The sequence below is a fragment of the Microbacterium sp. 5K110 genome (assembly GCF_005774735.1).
Taxonomy (GTDB): domain Bacteria; phylum Actinomycetota; class Actinomycetes; order Actinomycetales; family Microbacteriaceae; genus Microbacterium.
Window position 1 is genome coordinate 1 of sequence record NZ_VBUM01000056.1, and the last position, 22,987, is coordinate 22,987.

22 protein-coding genes are annotated in these 22,987 nt (G+C 71.5%); 8 read left to right on the plus strand and 14 right to left on the minus strand.

The window, feature by feature from the left end; genetic code table 11:
- Positions 1–191: 191 nt before the first annotated feature.
- Positions 192–350 (plus strand): hypothetical protein, encoded by a 159-nt coding sequence (locus FE256_RS18205; RefSeq protein WP_171024324.1) that lies wholly within the window; start codon positions 192–194, stop codon positions 348–350.
- 187 nt (positions 351–537) lie between these two features.
- Here FE256_RS18205 and FE256_RS12380 read toward each other — a convergent pair whose 3' ends face one another.
- Genes FE256_RS12380 through FE256_RS12400 form a run of 5 tightly spaced genes read right to left on the minus strand, consistent with a single transcriptional unit; the run spans position 538 to position 5,243 of the window.
- Positions 538–1,713: an NAD(P)/FAD-dependent oxidoreductase gene (locus FE256_RS12380; protein WP_138176060.1), complete on the minus strand. Its 1,176-nt coding sequence runs from the start codon at positions 1,711–1,713 to the stop codon at positions 538–540.
- A gap of 29 nt (positions 1,714–1,742) precedes the next feature.
- Positions 1,743–2,786, minus strand: coding sequence for a Gfo/Idh/MocA family protein (locus FE256_RS12385; protein ID WP_138176062.1), 1,044 nt, complete (start codon positions 2,784–2,786; stop codon positions 1,743–1,745).
- The gene (locus FE256_RS12390) at positions 2,786–3,556 is read right to left on the minus strand and encodes an amino acid ABC transporter ATP-binding protein (RefSeq protein WP_138176064.1); all 771 of its coding nucleotides are present in this window, start codon (positions 3,554–3,556) and stop codon (positions 2,786–2,788) included. The genes FE256_RS12385 and FE256_RS12390 overlap by 1 nt, the downstream gene beginning before the upstream one ends.
- Positions 3,553–4,341: an amino acid ABC transporter permease gene (locus FE256_RS12395; RefSeq protein WP_138176066.1), complete on the minus strand. Its 789-nt coding sequence runs from the start codon at positions 4,339–4,341 to the stop codon at positions 3,553–3,555. Before FE256_RS12395 ends, FE256_RS12390 begins: the two co-directional genes overlap by 4 nt.
- Positions 4,342–4,376: 35 nt before the next feature.
- Positions 4,377–5,243 carry an ABC transporter substrate-binding protein gene (locus FE256_RS12400; protein ID WP_252371003.1) on the minus strand — a complete coding sequence of 289 codons (867 nt, stop codon included), beginning with the start codon at positions 5,241–5,243 and terminating at the stop codon, positions 4,377–4,379.
- Between the two features lie 208 nt (positions 5,244–5,451).
- Between FE256_RS12400 and FE256_RS12405 the strand changes: the two genes are divergently transcribed.
- The 5 genes from FE256_RS12405 to FE256_RS12425 all read left to right on the plus strand — a co-directional run bounded on the left by FE256_RS12405 (position 5,452) and on the right by FE256_RS12425 (position 12,312).
- Positions 5,452–6,486: a LacI family DNA-binding transcriptional regulator gene (locus FE256_RS12405; RefSeq protein WP_252371004.1), complete on the plus strand. Its 1,035-nt coding sequence runs from the start codon at positions 5,452–5,454 to the stop codon at positions 6,484–6,486.
- Between the two features lie 83 nt (positions 6,487–6,569).
- Positions 6,570–8,057: an SDR family NAD(P)-dependent oxidoreductase gene (locus tag FE256_RS12410; protein WP_171024325.1), complete on the plus strand. Its 1,488-nt coding sequence runs from the start codon at positions 6,570–6,572 to the stop codon at positions 8,055–8,057.
- 126 nt (positions 8,058–8,183) lie between these two features.
- Complete coding sequence (locus FE256_RS12415) at positions 8,184–9,740, plus strand: carboxyl transferase domain-containing protein (protein ID WP_138176070.1); 1,557 nt, start codon at positions 8,184–8,186, stop codon at positions 9,738–9,740.
- 5 nt (positions 9,741–9,745) lie between these two features.
- Complete coding sequence (locus FE256_RS12420; protein WP_212743519.1) at positions 9,746–11,713, plus strand: acetyl/propionyl/methylcrotonyl-CoA carboxylase subunit alpha; 1,968 nt, start codon at positions 9,746–9,748, stop codon at positions 11,711–11,713.
- Between the two features lie 14 nt (positions 11,714–11,727).
- A complete protein-coding gene (locus FE256_RS12425; RefSeq protein WP_138176096.1) occupies positions 11,728–12,312 on the plus strand; it encodes a TetR/AcrR family transcriptional regulator in 585 nt (194 codons plus the stop codon).
- Here FE256_RS12425 and FE256_RS12430 read toward each other — a convergent pair whose 3' ends face one another.
- The 5 genes from FE256_RS12430 to FE256_RS12450 form a co-directional block, all read right to left on the minus strand.
- A complete protein-coding gene (locus FE256_RS12430) occupies positions 12,313–12,720 on the minus strand; it encodes an NUDIX hydrolase (RefSeq protein ID WP_138176072.1) in 408 nt (135 codons plus the stop codon).
- Positions 12,721–12,785: 65 nt separating this feature from the next.
- Complete coding sequence (locus FE256_RS12435; RefSeq protein ID WP_252371006.1) at positions 12,786–14,099, minus strand: FtsX-like permease family protein; 1,314 nt, start codon at positions 14,097–14,099, stop codon at positions 12,786–12,788.
- Positions 14,096–14,839 carry an ABC transporter ATP-binding protein gene (locus FE256_RS12440; protein ID WP_212743520.1) on the minus strand — a complete coding sequence of 248 codons (744 nt, stop codon included), beginning with the start codon at positions 14,837–14,839 and terminating at the stop codon, positions 14,096–14,098. Before FE256_RS12440 ends, FE256_RS12435 begins: the two co-directional genes overlap by 4 nt.
- Positions 14,840–14,914: 75 nt before the next feature.
- Positions 14,915–17,332 carry a phosphoenolpyruvate synthase gene (gene ppsA, locus FE256_RS12445; RefSeq protein WP_138176076.1) on the minus strand — a complete coding sequence of 806 codons (2,418 nt, stop codon included), beginning with the start codon at positions 17,330–17,332 and terminating at the stop codon, positions 14,915–14,917.
- On the minus strand, positions 17,329–18,189 hold the full coding sequence (locus tag FE256_RS12450; protein WP_138176078.1) for a pyruvate, water dikinase regulatory protein: 861 nt from the start codon (positions 18,187–18,189) through the stop codon (positions 17,329–17,331). The genes ppsA and FE256_RS12450 overlap by 4 nt, the downstream gene beginning before the upstream one ends.
- A gap of 197 nt (positions 18,190–18,386) precedes the next feature.
- Here FE256_RS12450 and FE256_RS12455 point away from each other — a divergent pair, with 197 nt between their 5' ends.
- Entirely contained in the window at positions 18,387–19,022 is a 636-nt protein-coding gene (locus FE256_RS12455; protein ID WP_252371007.1) for an acyl-CoA synthetase, read from the plus strand.
- Entirely contained in the window at positions 19,019–19,369 is a 351-nt protein-coding gene (locus tag FE256_RS12460; RefSeq protein WP_138176080.1) for an amino acid transporter, read from the plus strand. Before FE256_RS12455 ends, FE256_RS12460 begins: the two co-directional genes overlap by 4 nt.
- Before the next feature lie 3 nt (positions 19,370–19,372).
- Here FE256_RS12460 and FE256_RS12465 read toward each other — a convergent pair whose 3' ends face one another.
- The 4 genes from FE256_RS12465 to FE256_RS12480 form a co-directional block, all read right to left on the minus strand.
- Positions 19,373–20,413 carry an alcohol dehydrogenase catalytic domain-containing protein gene (locus FE256_RS12465; protein ID WP_138176082.1) on the minus strand — a complete coding sequence of 347 codons (1,041 nt, stop codon included), beginning with the start codon at positions 20,411–20,413 and terminating at the stop codon, positions 19,373–19,375.
- Between the two features lie 111 nt (positions 20,414–20,524).
- Positions 20,525–21,904 (minus strand): adenylosuccinate lyase, encoded by a 1,380-nt coding sequence (purB, locus tag FE256_RS12470; protein ID WP_138176084.1) that lies wholly within the window; start codon positions 21,902–21,904, stop codon positions 20,525–20,527.
- A 27-nt stretch (positions 21,905–21,931) separates the two neighbouring features.
- Complete coding sequence (locus FE256_RS12475; protein ID WP_138176086.1) at positions 21,932–22,438, minus strand: low molecular weight protein-tyrosine-phosphatase; 507 nt, start codon at positions 22,436–22,438, stop codon at positions 21,932–21,934.
- A 34-nt stretch (positions 22,439–22,472) separates the two neighbouring features.
- Positions 22,473–22,877, minus strand: coding sequence for a phage holin family protein (locus tag FE256_RS12480; protein WP_138176088.1), 405 nt, complete (start codon positions 22,875–22,877; stop codon positions 22,473–22,475).
- Between the last annotated feature and the right edge of the window lie 110 nt (positions 22,878–22,987).

Below are 22,987 nucleotides of genomic sequence, written 5' to 3' on the forward strand. Positions count from 1 at the left end.
TGGTTCGGGCGACCGGCCGGGGACCGTCGGCGTGGGCTCGCAGCGCCGGCGGTGCGGGCGTGTGCTGAGAACAGGGATGCACTGAGAACAGGCCGTTTCTCACCCGATCGGCCCAATTCGTGGCATCCCCTGTTCTGGCGACCGGATCGCGGCGGGCAGACGGGGGCGACGTCGGCGGCTAGAGTCGCCGGATGATGACAGCGATGAACGGACTCCACGTGATCATGCTGCTTCTGATCTGGATCGTGGGCCTGGCCGTGGTGGGTGCGGCGTTCTACGTCGTGGTCAGGCTCGCGGTCACGCACGCGCTGAAGACGCACACGCGCTGGATCGACAACGGCAAACCCTGACGCGCGGCCACCGCCCGTCACGAAACAGGGGATGCCACGGAGACAGGTGATCTGCACCGGATCGGCCTGTTCTCGCCGCACCCCCTGTTTCGGTGACGGCACGCCGGCGCCCCCGGATCCCGCGGCGCCCCCCGAAACGACGAAGGGGGCGCAGCCTCGCGGCCACGCCCCCCGGGAATCTCTCCGGTCAGTCCTCGCCCACCGGCGACCACGCACCCGTGGCGATCGGCTCGAGTGCGGCCGTGTCGACGAAGCGGTGGAACCGGAAGTCGGCCAGCAGCGGCGACGGCGTGCCGGTGACGATCTCGTCGGCGAGCAGCTCGCCCAGGATGAGCCCCAGTGTCGCACCGGAGTGCGTGAAGAGCGCCGACAGGTTCCGGATGCCGGGAACCTCGCCGACCGCGGGATCACCGTCGCCCGGGATGGGCTTGAGGCCCGCGCCGACGTGCTGCGCGGTGAGGGTGGGGTTGCCGGCGAGAACGCGCGACGCCTCGGCGAGCAGGCCCTCGACCGACGCCTCGGGCACCGTGAGCGAGCCGTCGTCGGCCACCTGCACCGACTGCTCGGCCCAGTCGGCGTCGAGCACGAGGCGCCCGTCGGGGGTGGGGCGCACGGCCACGCGCGGGGTGTTGAGCACGGTGCGCACGGTGACATCGACGGGGTCGGTGAAGAGCACGAACGCCGCGGGGGTGGCATCCGGGATCGTCACGCCGAGCGAGGCGAGGTCGGCGGGAACCGCGGGACCGGTGGCCAGCACGACGTGGTCGGCGGCGATGCGGGTGCCGTCGGCCAGCACGACCCCGACGGCCTCGCCGCCCTGCACGTCGACGCGCGCGTGGCCGACGTTCTCGTGCACCGTCGCGCCTGCGGCGACCGCGTCGGCGGCCAGTGCGGCGATGAGGTCGGGCATGCTGATCCAGCCCTCGCCGGGGTTGTAGATGGCGCCCTCCTCGGCGACGGCCGCGGGGTCGACGTCGGGGGCGATGCTGGCGATGTCGGCACGATCGACCCACAGGGAGTCATAGCCGTTGCGACGCTCGAAGTCGAACGTCGAGCGGAAGCTCTCGCCGGGGCCGGCCCACTTCAGGGCGCCGTCGAAGCGGATGTACGCCTCGCTCTCGGGGTGGTGCGCCTGCCACGAGCGGTAGCGGTCGATGCCCGCCAGGCGCAGGTAGTGGTAGGCCGCGGACCGGTCGCCCGACGAGTTCAGCCACGCGATCGAGCGCCCGGAGGCGCCGTCGGCGAGCTCGCCGGAGGTGACGAGCGTCACCCGGGCCCCCGCGCGGGCGAGGTACGCCGCGGTGGAGGTGCCGAGGATGCCGCCGCCGATGACGGCGACGTGGGGGGAGGTGCCGGTGGTCATGGAGAATCTCTCTCTCTTGTGATCGGTGATCAGGCGGAAACGGGGGACGCGGCGTGCACGCGCTCGATGATCTCGAGCACGCCGACGGCGTCATGCGGGTCGACGGGGAGGGGTCCTCCGTCGCGCAGGTGGAGGGCGAGCGCGCGGTAGAACCCGCCGTAGTCGCCGCGCTGCGTGGGGTGGCGGCGTGTGTCGGCGCCCGCACCGAGCACACCCCAGCGGTCCTCGGCGACCTCACCGAAGCCGGGGTCGCCGGGAAGGGCGCCCTCGATCAGCGCCGGCTCCTGCGGGTCGAGCCCCCAGGACGTGTACCCGGCGCGGTCGCCGAGCACGTGGAAGCGCGGCCCCTGCAGCGGTGCCACGGCGCTCATCCACAGGTGCGACGTGGTGCCCGAGGCGTGCTGCAGCGCGAGGAACACGTCGTCGTCGGCGGCCGTGGCCGCACGGCGGCGGTGGACCTCGGCGTACACGTCGTCGACGGCGCCGAACAGCTGCACGGCCTGGTCGATGAGGTGGGTACCCAGGTCGTACAGGATGCCACCCCCCTCCGACGCGCGCGCCTCGGTCTTCCACGAGGCCGGCGGCTCGGGCTTCCACCACTCGAAGCGCGACTCGAAACGCCGCACCTCCCCCAGCTCCCCGCCGTCGACGAGCGCGCGGAGCGTGCGGAAGTCGCCGTCCCACCGGCGGTTCTGGAACACCGTGACGGTGCGCCCGAGCCGCTCGGCCCGGGCGATCAGCGCGCGCCCCTCGGCCGAGGTGACGGCGAAGGGCTTGTCGACCACGACGTCGAGACCGGCGTCGAGCGCCTGCGCGGCGAGGTCGGCGTGCGTGCCGCTCGGCGAGCCGATCACGACGAGATCGAGCTCGGATGCCGCAGCCCACACCTCGGCGACGTCGGACACCACGCGGGCCGAGGGATGCCGTGTCTCGGCCTCGGCACGCCGGTCGGGGTTCGCCGTGACGATGAGGTCGAGCCGGTACGCGGGGTCGGCCTCGAGGAAGGGGGCGTGGAACACCCGTCCCGAGACGCCGAATCCGATGACCGCGGTACGGAGGGGAGTGGATGCCATCACAGCACCTCCGAGAGGAAGCGCTGCAGGCGCGGGCTCTGCGGCCGCTCGAAGAGGTCGCCCGGGGCGCCCGCCTCGACGACGCGTCCCTCGTCCATGAACACGACCTGGTCGGCGACCTTGCGGGCGAAGCCCATCTCGTGGGTCACCACGAGCATGGTCATCCCGCGCTGGGCGAGGTTCGCCATGAGGTTCAGCACGCCTTTGACCAGCTCGGGGTCGAGGGCGCTGGTGGCCTCGTCGAACAGCATGACCTCGGGCTCCATGGCCAGGGCTCGCGCGATCGCGACGCGCTGCTGCTGACCACCCGACAGGTCGCGCGGCCGGTGGTCGCTGCGCTCGGCCAGGCCCACCTCGGCGAGGCGGTCCTCGGCGATCCGCCGGGACTCGGCCGCGGAGAGGCCCTTCACGTGCCGCACGGCGAGAGCGACGTTCTCGAGGGCGGTGTGGTCGGGAAAGAGGTTGAAGTGCTGGAAGACCAGACCGATGCGCTTGCGCACGGCATCCGGCTTCTGCGTCAGCACGCTCTCGCCCGCCAGCAGCACGTCGCCCGACTTCGGCTCGTGCAGCCGGTTCACCCCGCGCAGCAGGGTCGACTTGCCCGAGCCGGACGGCCCGATGATGCAGGTGGTGGTGCCGGGCTTGACCTCGAGGCTCACCCCGCGCAGCACGTCGATGTCGCCGTAGGCCATGGTCAGGTCGCGCAGCTCGAGGCTCGACCCGGCGTAGAAGTGCCCGTCGGTGACGGGGACCGGAGACGTGTACGTCATGTGTTGGCTCCGTAGGTGAGGGCGGGCGGCGGCGTGAGGTCTTCGACCTCGTCCAGACCGCTCTTGGGCGGGGTGGGCTTGCGGCGCCCGGTGCGGAAGCGGTTGTCGAAGTAGTTCACGAGGTGCGTCAGCGGGACGGTGATCACGAGGTAGAACACCCCGGCCATCACCAGCGGCGACAGGTTGCCGGTGAGGACGGCGGCATCCTGACCCACCCGGAACAGCTCGCGCTCCGACACCAGCAGGCCGAGGAAGTACACCAGCGAGGAGTCCTTCACGATCGCGATGAATTGGTTCACCAGGGCGGGGAGCACCCGGCGCACGCCCTGGGGGACCACGACCAGGCGCATGGCCTTGCCGTAGCTCATCCCCAGGGCGCGGCAGGCTTCGAGCTGTCCGCGGTCGACACTCTGGATGCCGGCTCGGAAGATCTCACCGATGTACGCCGACGCGATCAGCGACAGGGCCAGGATGCCGAGGGGGTACGGCGACGGCCCGAACAGCTGCTGGCTGAGGCGGGCGAACCCCTGACCGATCAACAGGATGGTCAGGATCGCCGGCAGCCCGCGGAAGATGTCGGTGTAGATGCGGGCGGGAGTACGCAGCCAGCGCGAGGGCGAGATGCCCATGATCGCCACGATCATGCCGAGCACGATCCCGATCACGGTCGCGCAGACCGAGATCACGAGCGTGTTGACGAGGCCGGTGCCCAGCAGCTGCGGGAACACCTGCCACATCGCGTCGAAGTCGAGGAACGTCTTGGTGAGATTGTCGAGCCAGTCCATCGGGGGCTCCTTTCAGACGACCGCGGAGCGGCCGATCAGTTGGTCGGCGAGGGCGACGGGCTGGAGGTCTGCTCGGACGAGGGGAGGTACTGCTCGGGCATCGGCGAACCCGGGAACCACTTCTGGTAGAGCGTCTTCCAGGTGCCGTCTTCCATCGCGGCGCGCAGGGCCTCGTTCAGGGCGTCCTGGAACTCGCTCTTGTCCTTGGCGATGGCGAAACCGGCCGGAGCGTCGAAGGAGGGGATGTCGATCGCGTTCACGAGCCCGTACTGCGCGGCGTACTCCTTGGCCGCCTCGTAGTCGAGGAAGTGCGCGTCGATCGCTCCACTGTTGACGGACGAGATCGCGGCGTTGTTGTCGGGGAAGCGCACGAGGTCGGTGTCGGTGAAGTTCTTCACGGCGTAGGCCTCCTGCAGGGTGCCCTGCACGACGCCGAGGCGCTTTCCGTCGAGGTCGGCGACGTCGGCGATGCCGGCGGAGGGGCTGGCCATGACGGTGAGGTAGCCGGCGAGGTAGCCGTCGGAGAAGTCGACGGTCTTCTTGCGCTCCTCGGTGATGCCGATCGCGGCGACGCCCACGTCGAACTGTCCGTTGGCCACGGCCGCGAGCAGGCCCGAGAAGTCCTGGCCGGTGAACACGACGTCGTCGACACCGATGCGCGAGGCGACGTCGCGGAAGAGCTCCACGTCGAAACCGGTGAACTCGCCCTTCTCGTCGGTGAACGTGTAGGGCTTGGAGTCGCCCAGGCTGGCCACGCGGATCTGGCCGGGGGTGATGAGCCCGTAGGGGTTGTCGTCGCCCGACGACGCGGCGGTGCCGGCGCAGGCGGTCAGGGCGACGGCGGTCGCGACGGCGGCGACGGCGCCGAGGGCGGCACGGCGGAAGGTGCGGCGAATGGTCACGGAAAGGTCCTCTCGGATGCAGCTGTTCGGTGGTGCATAGGGGGTGGAGCGGCGGTGCTTCACGATGAGACCGGTCTCAATCCGGTAGAGTGAGACCGGTCTCAGTTCGTTTCCCGGAACCGTACGCGAAGATGACCGGAGACGTCAACTCTCGAACGGAGGACGAGTGAAGGCAGGCGACAACGCAGACGGCTCTTCCCGTCGCGAAGTGACCGTGGCCGACGTCGCCGAGGCCGCCGGCGTGTCCAAGGCGACCGCCGCCCGTGCCCTCGGCGACTACGGGGCCGTCAGTGACAGCGTGCGCGATCGCGTGCTCGCCGCCTCCGACCGGCTCGGGTACCGACCCAACGCGCTCGCTCGCACCATGAGCACGGGTCGCTCCAACACTCTCGGCATCGTCGTCGGCGACATCGAGAACCCGTTCTTCGCGCAAGCGACCCGGGGCGCGGCGAACGTGGCGCGGGCGGCGGGACTCGACCTCATCCTCTCCAACTCCGACGAAGATCCCGAGACCGAGGCGCAGGCGCTCTCGGTGCAGTTGGCCAAGCGCGTCGACGGGCTGCTCCTCGCGCCGGCCTCATCGACCGATCCCGCCAATCTCCGCGGCGTGCTCGACGCCGGACGTCCGGTGGTGCTCTTCGACCGCTCGGTCGCGGGCGTCGACGTCGACGCGGTGATCGCCGCGAACCGGAGCGGCGCACGCACCGCGACGAAGCTCCTCCTGGATGCCGGACACCGGCGCATCGCGCTGATCTCCACGCTCGACCACGACGAGCCGTACCGCCTCGGCGCGACGCTGTCGATGTCGTCGGTCGCCGATCGCGTCGACGGGTTCGTCAGTGCGCTCGCCGAGGCCGGGGTGGCCGACCCCGCCGCGTTCGTGCACCTGAACGCGCGGCGCGGCGGTGTCGCCGAGGTCGCGCGGCGGCTGCTCACCGGGGACTCGGGGGTGACCGCGATCATCGGCTCCGACAGCCTCATCGCGCTGCAGGTGTTCCGCGTCGCGCGCGAACTCGGGCTCGGCATCCCGGATGATCTCTCGCTGATCTCGTTCGACGACGCCGACTGGACCGGCGTGAGCACCCCCGGCGTGACGGTGATGGCCCAGCCCATCCGCGAGATCGGTGCCGAGGCCGCGCGCCTGCTCATCCGTCGCATCCGTGGCGACAACGCCCCGCCGGTCGTCCGTGTGCTCGATCAGCGGCTCATCGAGCGCGGGTCGGTGGCCGCGCCGCGGCGGTAGGCGCGCTCCCGCGGCAGGGCCGCGCCGTAGCGCAGGGCCGCGCCCCGGCGACGCCTCTCAGCCGCACCTCGGTACACTCTCCCGTGCCCGAAACACTCCCGACACCCGATCGCGAGGCCCGCCGCGTGGCATCCATCGATCCCGCCGAGCTCGAGATCGCCCTCCGCGTGCTCGACGCCGCAGCCTCGCTCGACCCCGAAGATCCGGCCTACATCGCGCTGCGCCGCCAGACCGGCAAGCTCTACAAAGACGTCAAGCGGCAGTCCCGCAAAGAGAAGCGCCAGCGGATCGCCGACGCCGACCGCGCGGTCGTCGCCGCCACCGCGACCGGCGCCCCCGACCGCATCGACGACGAAACGCGCGGCATCCCGCTCGCGACCCGCGTCGAGACGCCGTACGCGGGAGAGCTGATCAAGGCCCGCGCCTGCTACATCTGCAAAGAGGACTACACCCTCGTCGACGCGTTCTACCACCAGCTCTGCCCCGACTGCGCGGCGATGAGCCACGCCAAGCGCGACGCTCGCACCGACCTCACCGGCAAGCGCGCGCTGCTGACCGGCGGCCGCGCGAAGATCGGCATGTACATCGCGCTGCGGCTGCTGCGCGACGGCGCGCACACCACCATCACCACGCGCTTCCCGCGCGACGCGGTGCGCCGGTTCTCGTCGCTCCCCGACAGCGCGGAGTGGCTGCACCGGCTGAAGGTCGTCGGCATCGACCTGCGCGACCCCGCCCAGGTGATCGGGCTCGCCGAGTCGGTGGCATCCGACGGCCCGCTCGACATCCTGATCAACAACGCCGCGCAGACCGTGCGGCGGTCGCCGGGGGCGTACAAACCCCTGGTGGATGCCGAACTCGCCCCGCTTCCGGACGGCCCGCTGCCCGAGCTGGTCACCTTCGGCCACACCAACGACGCGCACCCGCTCGCGCTGGCGCAGTCGGTGTCGGCGCATCCGATCCTGGCGTCGGCCGCGCGCACGGCGGAGGAGCTCACCGCCGAAGCGATGGCCGCGGGGTCGTCGTCGCTCGAGCGTCTGGCCGCGGGGACCGCGATCGACGCCGGGGGCCTCGTTCCCGACGAGGACCGCATCAACAGCTGGACGCAGCACGTCGACCAGGTCGAGCCCCTCGAGATGCTCGAGGTGCAGCTGGCCAACATGACCGCGCCGTTCCTGCTCGTCAGCCGACTGCGGCCCGCGATGGCGGCCTCGACGGCGCGGCGGAAGTACATCGTCAACGTCTCGGCGATGGAGGGCGTCTTCGGCCGCGGCTACAAGGGTCCGGGCCACCCGCACACCAACATGGCCAAGGCCGCGCTGAACATGCTCACGCGCACGAGCGCCCGCGAGATGTTCGAGAGCGACCGCATCCTCATGACCGCCGTCGACACCGGCTGGATCACCGACGAACGGCCGCACTACACGAAGGTGCGCCTGGCCGAAGAGGGCTTCCACGCCCCGCTCGACCTCGTCGACGGCGCCGCGCGCGTGTACGACCCGATCGTGCGCGGCGAGGCCGGTGAGGACCTCTTCGGCATCTTCCTGAAGGACTACCGCAAGGGCTCCTGGTGAGCTGACGCGGGCCCCCGCCCGCACCCGCCGCCCCACATCCGCAACGCCCGCACTCCTCTGGACAACTCGATTACTGGTCCGTAATCTGGATCCAGTTACCGATCGATAACCCGATGGAGAGTTGTCATGGTGCCCACCTACCGCGCCCTCGTCGCCGACCTTCGCGAGCGCCGCGCGGAAGCCGCGCTCGGCGGTCCCGAGAACTCCCGCGAACGCCACGTGGCCCGGGGCAAGATGCTCGCCCGCGACCGCATCGACGCGCTGCTCGACCGGGGGAGTCCGTTCCTGGAGGTGGCGCCGCTCGCAGCCTTCGGGATGTACGGCGGGGACTGCCCGGCGGGGGGAGTGGTGGCCGGGATCGGGCTCGTGCACGGGCGGCACGTCATGGTCGTCGCCAACGACGCCACGGTCAAGGGCGGCACGTACTACCCGGTCACGGTCAAGAAGCACCTCCGCGCGCAGGAGATCGCCGCCGAGAACCGGTTGCCCTGCGTGTATCTCGTCGACTCGGGCGGGGCGTTCCTGCCGATGCAGGACGAGGTGTTCCCCGACCGCGACCACTTCGGCCGCATCTTCTACAACCAGGCGCGGATGTCGCGCGACGGCATCCCGCAGATCGCCGCGGTGCTCGGCTCGTCGACCGCGGGTGGGGCGTACGTCCCCGCGATGAGCGACGAGACCGTGATCGTGCGCAACCAGGGCACGATCTTTCTCGGCGGGCCGCCGCTCGTGAAGGCCGCCACGGGCGAGGTCGTGAGCGCCGAGGATCTCGGCGGCGGGGCGGTGCACACGCGCGTCTCGGGCGTCACCGACCACCTCGCCGAGAACGACGCTCATGCGCTCGAGATCGTCCGCGACATCGTCGCGACCCTGCCGCCGATGCCGCCGTTGCGGGTCGCTCCAGAGGCCTCGCGCGCACCCGAGCACCCCGTCGAACAGCTCGAAGACGTCGTCCCGGTCGAGCTCACCGCCCCCTACGACGCCCGAGAGATCCTCGCGCGGATCGTGGATGCCGGCAGTACCCACGAGTTCAAGCGCGAGTACGGCGACACCCTCGTCACCGCGTTCGCTCGCATCGAGGGGCACCGCGTGGGCATCGTCGCCAACAACGGCGTGCTCTTCGGCGAGTCGGCGCTCAAGGGTGCCCACTTCATCGAGCTGTGCGACCAGCGCGGCATCCCCCTGGTCTTCCTGCAGAACATCACCGGGTTCATGGTCGGTCGGGAGTACGAGGCCGGCGGCATCGCCAAGCACGGCGCGAAGATGGTCAACGCCGTGGCCTGCGCCTCGGTGCCCAAACTGACGGTCGTCGTGGGCGGTTCCTTCGGCGCCGGCACGTACTCGATGTGCGGTCGCGCGTACTCGCCGCGGTTCCTGTGGCTGTGGCCGGGTGCGCGTGTCTCGGTCATGGGCGGCCCGCAGGCGGCATCCGTCCTCTCCACCGTCCGCCGCGACCAGATCGAGGGCGGCGGCGGCGCGTGGTCGGACGAGGACCAGGCCGCGTTCGAAGCGCCGATCCGCGCGCAGTACGAGGAGCAGGGGAGCCCGTACTACTCCACCGCCCGGCTGTGGGACGACGGGATCATCGAGCCGAGCCAGACCCGTGACGTCCTCGCCCTCGCGCTCGACGTCGTCTCGCGCACGCCCCTCGACGCGCCGGGCTACGGCGTCTTCCGGATGTGATCGCCGTGTTCGACACCGTCCTCATCGCCAACCGCGGCGAGATCGCCTGCCGCATCATCCGCACGCTGCGCGGCCTCGGCATCCGCTCGGTCGCGGTGTACAGCGACGCCGATGCGGACGCCCGCCACGTGCGTCTCGCCGATGTCGCGGTGCGTCTCGGCCCGGCTCCCGCGGCCCAGAGCTACCTCGACGTCGACGCCGTGCTGCGCGCCGCGCGCGCGACGGGCGCGCAGGCGATCCACCCCGGGTACGGCTTCCTCGCCGAGAACGCGGGATTCGCGCGCGCGTGCGCGGCCGCCGGGATCGTCTTCGTCGGTCCGACCCCGGATGCCATCGCCGTCATGGGCGACAAGATCACCGCCAAGCACGCCGTCGAGGCCCGCGGGGTGCCGACCGTTCCGGGCGTCGCGCACGCCGGAATGACGGATGCCGAGCTGATCGGCGCCGCCCCGGGCGTCGGGTATCCGCTGCTGATCAAGCCCTCGGCCGGCGGCGGCGGCAAGGGCATGCACGTCGTCGAGGTCGAGAGCGAGCTCGCTTCGGCGCTCGCCGCGGCCCGGCGGGAGGCGGCCGCGAGCTTCGGCGACGACACGCTCTTCCTCGAGCGGTACGTGCGCACGCCGCGGCACATAGAGGTGCAAATACTCGCCGACGCGCACGGGGGCGTCATCCATCTCGGCGAGCGGGAGTGCTCGCTGCAGCGCCGGCACCAGAAGGTCATCGAAGAGGCGCCTTCGCCGCTGCTCGACGCCGCGACCCGCGCGCGGATCGGCGAAGCCGCGTGCGAGACGGCCCGCAGCGTCGGCTACCGGGGCGCGGGGACGGTGGAGTTCCTCGTCTCGGCCGACGCCCCCGAGGAGTTCTTCTTCATGGAGATGAACACGCGGCTCCAGGTCGAGCACCCCGTCACCGAAGAAGTCACGGGCCTCGACCTCGTCGAGCAGCAGCTCCGCATCGCCGCCGGCGAGCCGCTGACGGTGACCCAGGATGCCGTGACCCTGACCGGGCACGCGTTCGAGGCGCGCGTGTACGCCGAGGACCCGGCATCCGGATTCCTACCGACCGGCGGGCGGGTGACCCGCGTGCGGCATCCCGGCGGCGCGGGCATCCGCGTCGACACCGCGCTCGAGGACGGCCTCGACGTCTCGGTCGACTACGACCCGATGCTCGCGAAGATCATCGCGTGGGGCCCCGATCGCGAGAGCGCTCGCCGCCGGCTGGTCGCCGCGCTCGGCGACACCGCGGTGTTCGGGTTCCCGACGAACGTGGCGTTCCTGCGGGCGCTGCTCGAGGTGCCCGACGTGGTCGCGGGAACGATGGACACGGGGCTCATCGCCCGGGAGTCCGCCGGACTCGTGCCCGTGGCCGCGGACGGACGGGCGTTCGTCGAGGCGGCACTACTGCTCGACGCCGCCACCGCTTCGCCGTCGGGCGGCGCGTGGTCGCGGGGCGACGGCTGGCGGCTGGGACCCGCGGCCCCGCGCCGGTTCCGGCTGGCTGCGGCGGGCGCGGAGCGCGAGGCCGCCCTCGGCGGCTTCCCGCGGCATCCGACCCTCGTCGATGACACGGGTGAGCGACCGGCGCGCGTCCGCGCGACCGACGACGGGCGGGTCTCGGTCGCCGTCGACGGCGAGGTCCGCACGTTCGCCGCCGAGGTCGACGCGGGCGGGGTCTGGCTCGCGCGCGACGGCGCCGTGCTGCGCGTCGAGATCGCCCGACCGCGGTACACGGCCGACGCCGCGGTGAACGCCGATCCTCTCGTCGTGTCGCCCATGCCGGGCAGCGTCGTCGTGCTGCGCGTCGCCGACGGCGACCGGGTCGAGGTCGGTGACGCGGTGGCGGTCGTCGAGGCGATGAAGATGGAGCACGTCGTGCGCTCCACGGTCGCCGGGCGCATCGCCCTCCGCACCCGTGTCGGCGACGTCGTGTCGCGCGGGCAGACCCTCGCCGTCATCGCGCCCGAGGCCGAGTGACCCGTGAACCTACGATGGATGCCGTGACCGCGACCTGGCGAGCGACGCAGAAGGCCCACCGCCGCGCATCCCTCATGCGATCGGCGGCCCGGCTCTTCGCCGAGCGCGGGTTCGCCGCGGTGTCGACCGTCGAGCTCGGCGAAGCCGTCGGCATGAGCGGCCCGGCGCTCTACAACTACTTCCCCAGCAAGGATGCGCTGCTCGCCGAACTCCTGACCGACGCCAGTGCACGCTTGCTCGACGGGTGCCGCGAGATCGTCGCGGAGCAGACCGCGCCCGCTGACACGCTGGCGCGGCTCGTGCGGTTCCACCTCGACTTCGCCACCGCCGACCCCGACACCATCCGGCTGCAGGACCGCGAACTCGCGCAGCTCGCGCCCGACGCCAACCACGAGGTGCGTCGCCTGCAGCGCGAATACGTGCAGGAGTGGGATGCCGTGCTCGCGCGGCTGCGTCCCCACCTCGGCGATGACGAACGTCAGACGCGGCTGCTCGCCGCCTTCGGTCTGCTCAACTCGACGCCGCACAGCGCCGTGGCCGCGAACGCGTCGGAGATCCTCGCCGCCATGGCCTTGCGAGCCCTCGCGGGCACCGACTGATCAGGCGGGCAGGAAGTACTCTCGCGCGAGCGGGGCGATCTCGAGCCCGGATGCCGTTGCGGCGGTGACCCAGCGGAGTTCCGCGATCTCGGCATCCGGGACCGGCCGCTGCTCGCCGATCTCGACACGGAACACCTCGGCGACCACCGCGAAGCCGGGCTCGTTCGCGGCCGAGGCGGTGAAGGATCCGAGGGACTCGAGGTCGGCGGGCGCGACGCGGATGCCGATCTCTTCGGCGAGTTCGCGCGCCAGGGTCTCGGCGGGTGTCTCGCCCGGCTCGGGCTTTCCGCCGGGCTGCATGAACGCGGTGGTCCCGGCCTTCCGCACGAGGAGCAGACGCCCGTCGGCGTCGGTGATGACCGCGGCGGACACGTGGATCAGGCGTGGGGAAGTGGCATCCGGGTTCACCCCCGCACGCTAGCACCCGCGCGGGCTTCGGCCGGGTCGCCGGCGAGCGCCCACGGGTGCCCGCGTCAGAGCGTGCCGCGGCGGATGCCGGTGACGATGGGCCGCGTCGAGGCCAGGGCTGCGGCCACGAGCGCGAAGCCCGCGACGAACGTGCCCGCGACCGTGGCCACCGACAGCGGCGCGGCGACGAGGCTCAGCCCCACGACCGGGAACGCCAGCACCGCTCCGAGAGCCGCCCCGCCGATCGCCGCCCACCGCAGCGGCACCATGACCGCCAGCCGGCGGGCGCGCCGCAGTTCGGCGTCCGGGATGCCGAGGCGATCGAGGCCCACGATGAGCTCGCGGTCCTCCAACGCCGCCGACGCCTGCGTGACGCCCACGGCGCACGCGAGGAGCACGAACGCGATCCCGAGGGTCACGAGCACTCCCGTGCGGATGTCGAGGAGCATCGTGTCGACGTCGCCGGAGAGGCCGACGAGCGCCAAGCCGCAGCCGGCCACCACGGCGATGAACGACACCAACGCCATGCCCGACACCCGACGCCACGCCGGACCCGCGTGCGCGGCGAGCTCGCGACCCGCGATGAGACGCGCAGCCGTGCGGGCATTCCGGGCCATCGCGCGCCCGCGGGCGGCAATGATCGGCGCCCCCACGAGGTTGAGCAGCCCCAAGCCGGCGCCGAACAGCGCCAGCAGCACCGCCGTCGACGCGGCGGGCCCGAACACCTCGACGTTGGCCACGGCCAGGACGACGAGCGCGATCAGGATGCCACCGACCACGAGCACCCACGTCCGCTTCGGCGGTGCGGACTGACGCGTGCGCACGCCGAGGGGCGTGACCGTCACCCGCCGCAGGCCCGCGGCGGCGCTGACGGCCGCGATGGCGATGACGACCGCGACGACCGCGGCGACGAGCAGCGGATCGGCGGCGACGGCCCCGACTCCGATCGGGCCGCCGAAGAAGGGCAGCATCCCCACCGCCGGCAGCAGCGCCGCGTACAGCACGACTCCCGCGAGGGCACCGATCGCGGCGGTGGCTGTGGCTTCCAGAACCGTCAGCGACCAGATCTCGCGGCCGCTCGCGCCGAGGAGCCGCAGCGTCGCGAGCCGGTCATTGCGGCGGCGGCTGGACAGGCGCGCGGCCGCGGCGCCGAGCGTCGCGAGCGGGACGGCGAGCAGCACGAGGGCGAGGACGGCGAGGGTGCCGTAGAAGCCTCCCGCGACCGCCCGGGGGTCGACGAGGAACATGCGCGCCCCGCCGGCCACCACGAGGAGGAGAGCCGTGGTCACCGCGAAGGCGACGATCGGCAGCACGATCGCGGCCCGGCCCTGACGGCTCGGGCGCGACAGCATCCGGGCGAGCGGCAGGACGGCGGTCATCGCCCCGCCTCGCTCACGCTGTCGGCCGGGGTGCCGGTGGCCGCCGCCGAGTCGTCGACGATCCGTCCGTCGCGGAGCCGGACGATGCGCGAGCAGCGACGTGCGACGTCGGCATCGTGCGTGACCATCACGAGCGTGCGGCCCTGGCCGGTGGTCGCACCCAGCAGGGCGCGGAGCACCTCGGACGACGTGGCCGAGTCGAGGGCGCCGGTCGGTTCGTCGGCGAAGACCACCGGTGCGCCCGTGACCTGGGCGCGGGCGATCGCGACCCGCTGCGCCTGACCGCCCGAGAGCTGACCGATCCGGCGCTGCTCCAGGCCGGCGAGGCCGAGCGCGGCGAGCCACGCGGCCGCGTGCCGCTCGGCATCCTGTCTGCGCATTCCCTGCAGCAGCAGCGGCAGGGCCGCGTTCTCGACCGCGGTCAGTTCCGGGAGCAGCAGGTGTTCCTGGAAGACGAAGCCGAGAGCGGTGCGGCGGACCCGCGCGCGCTCGCCCTCGTCGAGGCCGACGAGTTCACGCGGCTCCACTCCCGGGGCGCTCAGCACGACCGATCCGGAGTCCGGTGGGAGGATCGCGGCGAGGCAGTGCAGCAGCGTGGTCTTGCCCGAGCCGGAGGCGCCCATGACCGCGACCGACTCCCCGGCGCGGATGGTCAGCGAGACGTCGTCGAGCGCGGCGACCTCGCCGTAGCGCTTGACCAGGCCGGAGGCGGTGAGCACGGGAGGAATGAGAGCGGACATGTCTCCATCCCACCGGGCCGTGGCATCCGGGGCGTCCATCGCAGGGAGTATCCGGGTCCATCGGAGGATCGATCCTCATGAGCCCGACAGCTGCGCCTCCGCGAGGATCTCGGCCCGGGGCCGTTCGTTCGCCGCGAGCGCGAGCCACGTCTCCACGACGGTGTCGGGGTTCAACGACAGCGACTGGATGCCACGCGCCACCAGCCACTGCGCGAAGTCGGGGTGGTCGCTCGGCCCCTGTCCGCAGATGCCGACGTACTTGCCCTGGCGCAAGCACGCGTCGATCGCCATCCCGAGCAGGTGCCGCACGGCCGGGTCGCGCTCGTCGAACGCGGATGCCATGAGCGCCGAGTCGCGGTCGAGACCCAGGGTCAGCTGGGTCATGTCGTTCGAACCGATGGAGAAACCGTCGAAGTACTCCAGGAAGCTCTCGGCGAGGATGGCGTTGGACGGCAGTTCGCACATCATCACGATGCGCAGGCCGTTCTCGCCGCGGCGCAGGCCGTTGGCGGCGAGGAGCTCGATGACGGCGGCGGCCTCGGCGACCGTGCGGACGAACGGCACCATGATCTGCACGTTCGTCAGCCCCATGTCGTCGCGGACGCGGCGGAGCGCCTCGCACTCCATGTCGAAGCACGCGCGGAACTCGGGAGAGACGTACCGGGCGGCGCCGCGGTAGCCGAGCATCGGGTTCTCCTCGTCGGGTTCGTACAGGGGACCGCCGATGAGATTGGCGTACTCGTTCGACTTGAAGTCCGACAGGCGCACGATCACCGGCTCGGGAGCGAAGGCCGCGGCGATCATCGACACGCCCTCGGCGACGCGCTGGATGAAGTACTCCTCGGGGGAGGGGTAGGCGGCGATGCGCGTGCGGATGTCGTCCGCGAGCGCGCCGTCGAGCCGGTCGAGTTCGAGCAGCGCCCGCGGGTGGATGCCGATCTGCCGGTTGATGATGAACTCCAGGCGAGCCAGTCCGACCCCGGCGTGGGGCAGCCGCGAGAACGCGAAGGCCTGGTCGGGGGTGCCGACGTTCATCATCACCTTGACGGGGGGTTCCGGCATCCGATCGAGCTCGGTCTGCTCCTCGGTGAAGGGCAGGATGCCGTCGTAGACGACGCCGTCGTCGCCCTCGGCGCACGAGACGGTCACCTCCTGACCGTCACGGAGGGCGTGCGTGGCGACACCGGTGCCGACGACGGCGGGGATGCCGAGCTCGCGCGCGATGATCGCGGCATGGCAGGTGCGGCCGCCGCGGTCGGTCACGATTGCCGAGGCGCGCTTCATGATCGGTTCCCAGTCGGGATCGGTCATGTCGGCCACGAGCACGTCGCCGTGGGCGAAGTCGGCCATCTGGTCGATCGAGCTCAGCACGCGGACGCGTCCCGCGCCGATGCGCTGACCGATCGCGCGTCCCTCGACGAGCACCGGGCCGCGCTCGGCGAGCACGAAGCGGCGCAGGACGTTCGTCGAGCGCCGCGACACGACGGTCTCGGGGCGGGCCTGCAGGACGTAGAGCTGCCCGTCGACGCCGTCCTTGCCCCACTCGATGTCCATCGGACGTCCGTAGTGCGCCTCGATCACGAGGGCGATGCGACCGAGTTCCTCGACCTCCGCGTCCGTGAGAGAGAACCGGCCCCGGTCCGCGGCATCCACCTCGACGAAGGCCGTGCTGCCGTCGACGTGCTGACCGTCGGTGTACCGCATCGCGATGGCCTTCTCGCCGACCGAGCGCTTGAGGATCGCGGGGCGGCCGGCGCGCAGCGCCGGCTTGTAGGCGTAGAACTCGTCGGGGTTCACGGCGCCCTGCACGACGGCCTCGCCGAGCCCGTACGAGCTCGTGAGGAACACGGCCTCGTCGAAGCCCGACTCGGTGTCGAGGGTGAACATGACACCCGAGGATCCGATGTCCGAGCGCACCATGCGCTGCACACCCGCGGAGAGGGCGACCTCGTGGTGGTCGAAACCGTGGTGCGCGCGGTAGGCGATCGCGCGGTCGTTGTAGAGCGAGGCGAACACGCGACGGATCGCCTGGAGGATGTTCTCGATGCCGCCGATGTTGAGGAAGGTCTCTTGCTGCCCCGCGAACGAGGCATCCGGCAGGTCTTCGGCGGTGGCACTCGACCGGACCGCCCACGTCACGGCCTCGGGGTCCGCTTCGTCGGCGACGAGCGCGGCGTAGGCGGTGCGGATGTCGGCCTCGAGGTCGGCCGGGAACGGCTGTTCCTCGATCCACGCGCGCACCCGGGAACCGAGCTGGCTCAGGGCCGCGACGTCGTCGACGTCGATGCCGTCGACAGCGGCGCGGATGCGGGCGTCCAGACCCGCGTGGCCGAGGAAGCGCCCGAAGGCCTCGGACGTCGTGGCGAAACCCGGGGGGACCCGTATGCCGGCGGATGCCAGGTGCGAGACCATCTCGCCGAGCGAGGCGTTCTTGCCGCCGACCCGGGCGAGGTCGGTCATACCGATCTCGTCGAAACGCAGGATGTTGGTCATGGGGTGGGCCTTTCGTGGGGTCGGTCGCGCAGGTTCATGGACTGCAGGATCACGGCGGACATCTCCTCGACGCTCCGGGTCGCGGAGCTGAGGAAGGGGAGGCGGGTACGGCGGTAGAGGTCTTCGGCGCGGCGGATCTCGAGGGTGCACTGCGCGAGGCTGGCGTACGTCGAGTGCGGGCGCCGCTCATGCCGCACCTGGCTGAGGCGCAGGGCGGTGGTCGTGAGGCCGAAGCATCGGTCGGCGTGCGGCGCGACGATGCGGGGCAGGCCGTCGGTGGGGAAGTCGTCGTCGGTGAGTGGATAGTTGGCGACCAGGAGCCCGTAGTGCAGGGCGAGGTACATCGTCGTGGGCGTCTTGCCGCAGCGGGAGGGCGCCACGATGATCACGTCGGCGCTCGCGAGGTCGCGACCGCTCTGGCCGTCGTCGTGTTCTATGGCGAACTCCACGGCACGCATGCGGCGGAAGTACTGCTCGAGGTCGCCGAGGCCGTGGTACTGCCCGGCGCGCGTCTCGGCGGTCGCGCCGAGCTCGGCCTCGAGCTCGGTGAGATGCCCGGCGAGCAGGTCGATGACCACCGCGGCGGCATCGGCGAGGCGCGCCCGGATGCCGGCATCCTTGACCGTGGCGAACACGATCGGGGCTTCTCCCGCCGCGGCGGCGCGGTGCAGGCGCGCGACGACCGCCTCGACCGCGGTGACGCTGCCCACGAACGGCACCGTGTGCCGCTCGAATCGCGCCCCGGGGAAGTTGGCCAGCAGGGCGCTGCCGAGCGTTTCGGCCGTGATACCGGTGCTGTCCGACACGAAGAACACCGCGCGTGCGCCGGTGGCGGACGTGTCGAAAAGCGGGGCCATGGCCCGACGTTAGGTGGGAGAATCCGCGTCTTCTCGCCCGTGACGAGCGAAAGATCCGTAGATCTTGCGATGACGCTAAAGAGCCGCCGACGTCCGCTGCCCGCCTCCGCGATATCTCGACATCGGCGCACACGGAGGGCGCCCAGCCGCCGAGGAATAGACTGGATGCCATCGACACCGTCTCTCCGGGGCCTTCTGTGACCACTTCCGCTTCTGCGCGCGCCTTCGACGTGCGCCACGTCCAACTCGCGCGCGCCCTGTTCGCCGCTCTGGCCGCGGTCATGGTCACGTTCTCGTCGGATCACTCCGCGGCGGTCGGCTCCAGCGTGTTCAGCGGATTCGCCCTCGCGACGGCGCTCGTCCTCGTCCTCTCGGCGTGGCTGGTCTTCCCGAGCGGCCAGCGGTCGACGCCTCTTCTCCTCGCCGTCGTCACCGGTGTCGCCGGACTCGCGGCCAGCATCGGGACGTGGCGGTCGACGACGTTCTTCTTCGTGCTCGTCATCGTGTGGGCGATCCTGTCCGGGGCGGTCGAGATCCTCGGTGCAGTGCGGGATCGGCGTGCCGGGCGGTCGGCAGCCGTCGCCCGTGACGGGCTCACCGTCGGCATCCTGACCCTGGTGCTCGCGCTCGCCTTCCTGCTCACCCCGATGCAGTACACCTACGACTACTCCATCGAGGGCGCCGGGTCGTTCACCCTCACCGGGATCGTCATCGCCGTCGGCATCTTCGGCGGGTACGCGGCCATCGTCGCCGTCTACCTTGCGATCGCGGGGTTCTCGCCGCGCCGCAGCGAGCCGGTTCCGGTCGCACCCGCCGAGGAGGCCGCATCATGACGGACAAGCCCACACGCCGCGACCTCATGAAGCCCGTCCAGCTTCTGGGGCTCGCCCTCGGCGCCGCCGTGTTCGCCGGAGTCGTCACTCTCGTGTCGATGGGGGCGTTCCAGGCCCGCCCCGCCGAAGAGATCCAGCGCGCGCTCGTGATCGGCGGCATCGCCGCCGGTGTCACCTTCATCGTCGTGCTCGTCAGCGTGGCGCTCCTGTTGCTCGCCGTCGACCCCGCGCAGGTGACGAAGCAGGTCGACCGTCCCCTGCTCGTCCCCCAGGACGACGAGCCCGACGCGGCGGATGCCGCCGAGGCGCCGAAGCGCGACGACGAGCCCGAGGCTCCGCGCAGCTGACCCTCAGACCCGTCGCGGGTCGATCATCGTCATCCCCGCGGGGGCGGCGGAGTCCATCGCGGGCAGCAGCCGTGCCGCCTCGTCGAGGCCGACGACCCGTTCGATGAGGTCGTGCGGGCGCAGCGCTCCCCCGACGATGAGGGCGAGCATCTCGGGATAGTCGACGGCGGCCATGCCGTGACTTCCGAGCACGTCGATCTCCCACGCGATCACCCGCGCCATCGGCATGGGTGTCATCCCGTCGGCGGTGGGAAGCAGCCCGATCTGCACGTGCCGACCGCGCCGACGCAGGCTCAGCACGGCGTAGCGCGCGGTCTGCGCGCTGCCGACGGCGTCGATCGAGACGTGGCTCCCACCCGAGGTCATCGCGGCGACCGCCGCGGGCACGTCCGCGCCGTCGGCGAGGATCGTGTGCTCTGCGCCGAGGCGTCGCGCCACCTCGAGCGCCGCGGGAGTCCGGTCGACAGCGATGACGCGGGCGCCCAGGGCGGCGCCGATCATGACGGCGCTCAACCCCACGCCCCCGGCCCCGACGACGGTGACCCACTCCCCGGCGCGCACGCGCGCGCGGGCGGTCAGGGCGCGGAAGGCGGTGGCGAAGCGGCATCCGAGGGCCGCCGCGGCTTCGAACGAGACCGCATCGGGGATGCCGACGAGGTTGGTGTCGGCGGATCGCACGACGACGCGTTCGGCGAAGGAGCCCCACTGCGTGAAGCCGGGCTGCTCTTGGCGCGGGCACACCTGCGCGTTGCCGGTCCGGCACCACTCGCAGTCGCCGCAGCCCATCACGAAAGGCACCGTCACGCGGTCGCCCACGGCCCAGTCGCGCACGCCGGCCCCGACCTCGACGATCGCGCCGGCGAACTCGTGCCCGGGCACGTGGGGGAGCGCGATGTCGTCGTGGCCGACCCACGCGTGCCAATCGCTCCTGCACAGCCCCGTCGCGTGCACCTCCACCACGACGCCGCCCGTCGGAGCGGTCGGAGAGGGCACCTCGCGGATCTCGAGGGGCTGGGCCTCGGCATCCATGATCATCGCGCGCATGGCATCCATTCTCCCGGGCACGCCCGCCGCCGCTCTTCGCGATGAACGCGATTCCCGCAGGGAAACGCGTTGCCTCGGCGTTGCCTGCCGGAAATCGCGTTTGTCGGCGGCTTACAGCGAGTCGACGACCCGCGACGCCAGACCCGCGTACGTCGCGGGGGTGAGCGCGAGCAGGCGCTCCTTCGCGGCGTCGCCGATGTCGAGGCCCCGCACGAACTCCGCGAGCTCGGGCCCGCCGACGCGGCGTCCGCGGGTGAGGTCCTTCAGCAGGGCGTAGGGGTCGGTGATCTGCGAGCGGCCCGCGGCGATCTCGGCGCGCACGACGGTCTGGATTGCTTCGGCGAGCACTTCCCAGTTCGTGTCGAGGTCGGCCAGCAGCACGTCCTCGGCGAGCGAGATCTCGGTGAGCCCCCGCTGCAGGTTGTCGAGCGCGAGCAGGGAGTGGCCGAAGGCGACGCCGATGTTGCGCTGCGTCGTGGAGTCGGTGAGGTCGCGCTGCATCCGGCTCGTGACGAGGGTGGATGCCAGGGTCGCGAACAGTCCGCCCGAGATCTCGAGGTTCGCCTCGGCGTTCTCGAAGCGGATCGGGTTGATCTTGTGCGGCATCGTCGACGAGCCGGTCGCTCCGGCGACGGGGATCTGCGTGAAGTACCCGAGCGAGATGTACGTCCAGATGTCGGTGGCGAGGTTGTGCAGGATGCCACCCGCGTGGCGTGCGCGGTCGTACAGCTCGACCTGCCAGTCGTGCGACTCGATCTGGGTCGTGACCGGGTTGAAGCCCAGGCCCAGCGACTCGATGAAGGCGTGGGTGAGCTCGGGCCAGTCGACCTCGGGCTCGGCGGCGACGTGGGCCGACCACGTGCCCGTGGCGCCCGAGAACTTCGCGAGGTACTCGCCGGCATCCAGCTGACGGATGACACGATCCAGGCGCCACGCGAAGACGCCGATCTCTTTGCCCATCGTGGTGGGTGTCGCGGGCTGGCCGTGCGTGCGGGAGAGCATCGCGGCATCCCGGTGCTCGACGGCGAGCTCGAGGAGGGCCGCGGTGACGCTCCGCAGCTTCGGGAGCCACACGCGCTCGACCGCGCGCTGCACGGTGAGGGCGTAGGCGGTGGAGTTGATGTCCTCGCTCGTGCACGCGAAGTGGGTCAGCTCGGCGAGGGCCGTCAGTCCGAGGCTGTCGAGACGGTCGCGCACGAGGTACTCGACGGCCTTGACGTCGTGACGGGTGACCGCCTCTTTCTCTTTGAGCCAGGCGATCTCGTCGGCGCCGAACTCCTCGTACAGGGCGCGCAGCCGGGTGCGGTCGTCGTCGCTCACCGGCGACGTGCCGAACAGCGACCGGTCGGTGAGGGCCAGGAGCCACTCGACCTCGACCTCGACGCGGGCGCGGTTGAGCCCGGCCTCCGAAAGGTAGTCGCCGAGTTCGGCGACGGTGGCGAAATAGCGGCCGTCGAGCGGGCTGAGGGGCTGCGGGGGCAGAGAGGACACGGGTCTCCCGGGGGTCGAGCGAACGGGTCAGCCCGCGGAACGGATGGCGGGCTCGAGCTGCCGGAACAGGGCCCTGCTGGCGCGTTCGATCATACCGAGCACCTCGTCGAACATCGGGGGCCCCGCGTAGTACGGGTCGGGGACGTCGAGGGTCTCGGCATCCGGAAGGAACGACAGCAGCAGAGCGATCTTGTCGGCGTCGTCGTCGTGCCGGGCCCAGCCGCGCAGTACGCGTTCATGGCTGCGGTCGAGGGCGACCACGAGGTCGTTGCGCTCGAAGTCCGAGAACTGGAACTGCCGCGCGCGGTGGGCCGCGCCGTCGTAGCCGAGACGATCCAGCGCCGCGAGGGTGCGGTGGTCGGCGCGCTCGCCGACGTGCCAGTCGCCCGTCCCGGCCGAGGTCGACACGACCCGCGAGCCGAGGCCGGCGGTGTCGGCCATACGCCGGAACACCACGTCGGCCATCGGCGACCGGCAGATGTTGCCGCTGCAGACGAAGACGACGCGGAAGGGCGCGTCGGCACTCGCGGTCATCCCCCCATTCTGTCGGGGACGGGCGCTCAGCGCATCAGCGATGTGACCGGTCGTCGCGGCTCGGCCGGAACAGGCCGCCGAGGATGGCGTTGATGATGCCGATCAGCAGCGCCGCGACCACGGTGAGCCAGAACTCCCCGGTGCGCAGTCCCCAGTCCCAGTTCTCGGTGATGATCGCCGTCAGCCACAGCAGGAAGCCGTTGATGACGAGCGAGATGAGCCCGAGGGTCAGGATGTAGAGCGGGATGGCGACGACCTTGACGATCGTGCCGATGATGCCGTTGACGAGGGCGAAGATGAGCCCGACCAGTAGCAGGGTCAGGGCGACCTGCAGCCCCTCGCCGGGGGCGAACGGGATGAGCCTCACCTGCAGGGCCGGGATCAGCGTGACGATCCAGATGGCGAAGGCGTTGACGGCGACGCGGACGACGAAGCGCATGGACCCATCGTGGCACGGGGGTCTGACACGCGCACGGGGGTCGCGGATAGGCTCGGCTCGTGAGCGAAGAGCCGGTCCTCCCCCGTATCCGCCCCGAGATCGCCGCCCTC

Bases quoted from the DNA above. Each gene is read 5' to 3' on its own strand.
- FE256_RS18205 (WP_171024324.1), top strand. From the start codon at position 192: ATGATGACAGCGATGAACGGACTCCACGTGATCATGCTGCTTCTGATC.
- FE256_RS12380 (WP_138176060.1), bottom strand. From the start codon at position 1,713: ATGACCACCGGCACCTCCCCCCACGTCGCCGTCATCGGCGGCGGCATC.
- FE256_RS12385 (WP_138176062.1), bottom strand. From the start codon at position 2,786: ATGGCATCCACTCCCCTCCGTACCGCGGTCATCGGATTCGGCGTCTCG.
- FE256_RS12390 (WP_138176064.1), bottom strand. From the start codon at position 3,556: ATGACGTACACGTCTCCGGTCCCCGTCACCGACGGGCACTTCTACGCC.
- FE256_RS12395 (WP_138176066.1), bottom strand. From the start codon at position 4,341: ATGGACTGGCTCGACAATCTCACCAAGACGTTCCTCGACTTCGACGCG.
- FE256_RS12415 (WP_138176070.1), top strand. From the start codon at position 8,184: ATGGTGCCCACCTACCGCGCCCTCGTCGCCGACCTTCGCGAGCGCCGC.
- FE256_RS12425 (WP_138176096.1), top strand. From the start codon at position 11,728: ATGGATGCCGTGACCGCGACCTGGCGAGCGACGCAGAAGGCCCACCGC.
- FE256_RS12435 (WP_252371006.1), bottom strand. From the start codon at position 14,099: ATGACCGCCGTCCTGCCGCTCGCCCGGATGCTGTCGCGCCCGAGCCGT.
- FE256_RS12440 (WP_212743520.1), bottom strand. From the start codon at position 14,839: ATGTCCGCTCTCATTCCTCCCGTGCTCACCGCCTCCGGCCTGGTCAAG.
- ppsA (WP_138176076.1), bottom strand. From the start codon at position 17,332: ATGACCAACATCCTGCGTTTCGACGAGATCGGTATGACCGACCTCGCC.
- FE256_RS12450 (WP_138176078.1), bottom strand. From the start codon at position 18,189: ATGGCCCCGCTTTTCGACACGTCCGCCACCGGCGCACGCGCGGTGTTC.
- FE256_RS12460 (WP_138176080.1), top strand. From the start codon at position 19,019: ATGACGGACAAGCCCACACGCCGCGACCTCATGAAGCCCGTCCAGCTT.
- FE256_RS12465 (WP_138176082.1), bottom strand. From the start codon at position 20,413: ATGCGCGCGATGATCATGGATGCCGAGGCCCAGCCCCTCGAGATCCGC.
- FE256_RS12475 (WP_138176086.1), bottom strand. From the start codon at position 22,438: ATGACCGCGAGTGCCGACGCGCCCTTCCGCGTCGTCTTCGTCTGCAGC.
- FE256_RS12480 (WP_138176088.1), bottom strand. From the start codon at position 22,877: ATGCGCTTCGTCGTCCGCGTCGCCGTCAACGCCTTCGCCATCTGGATC.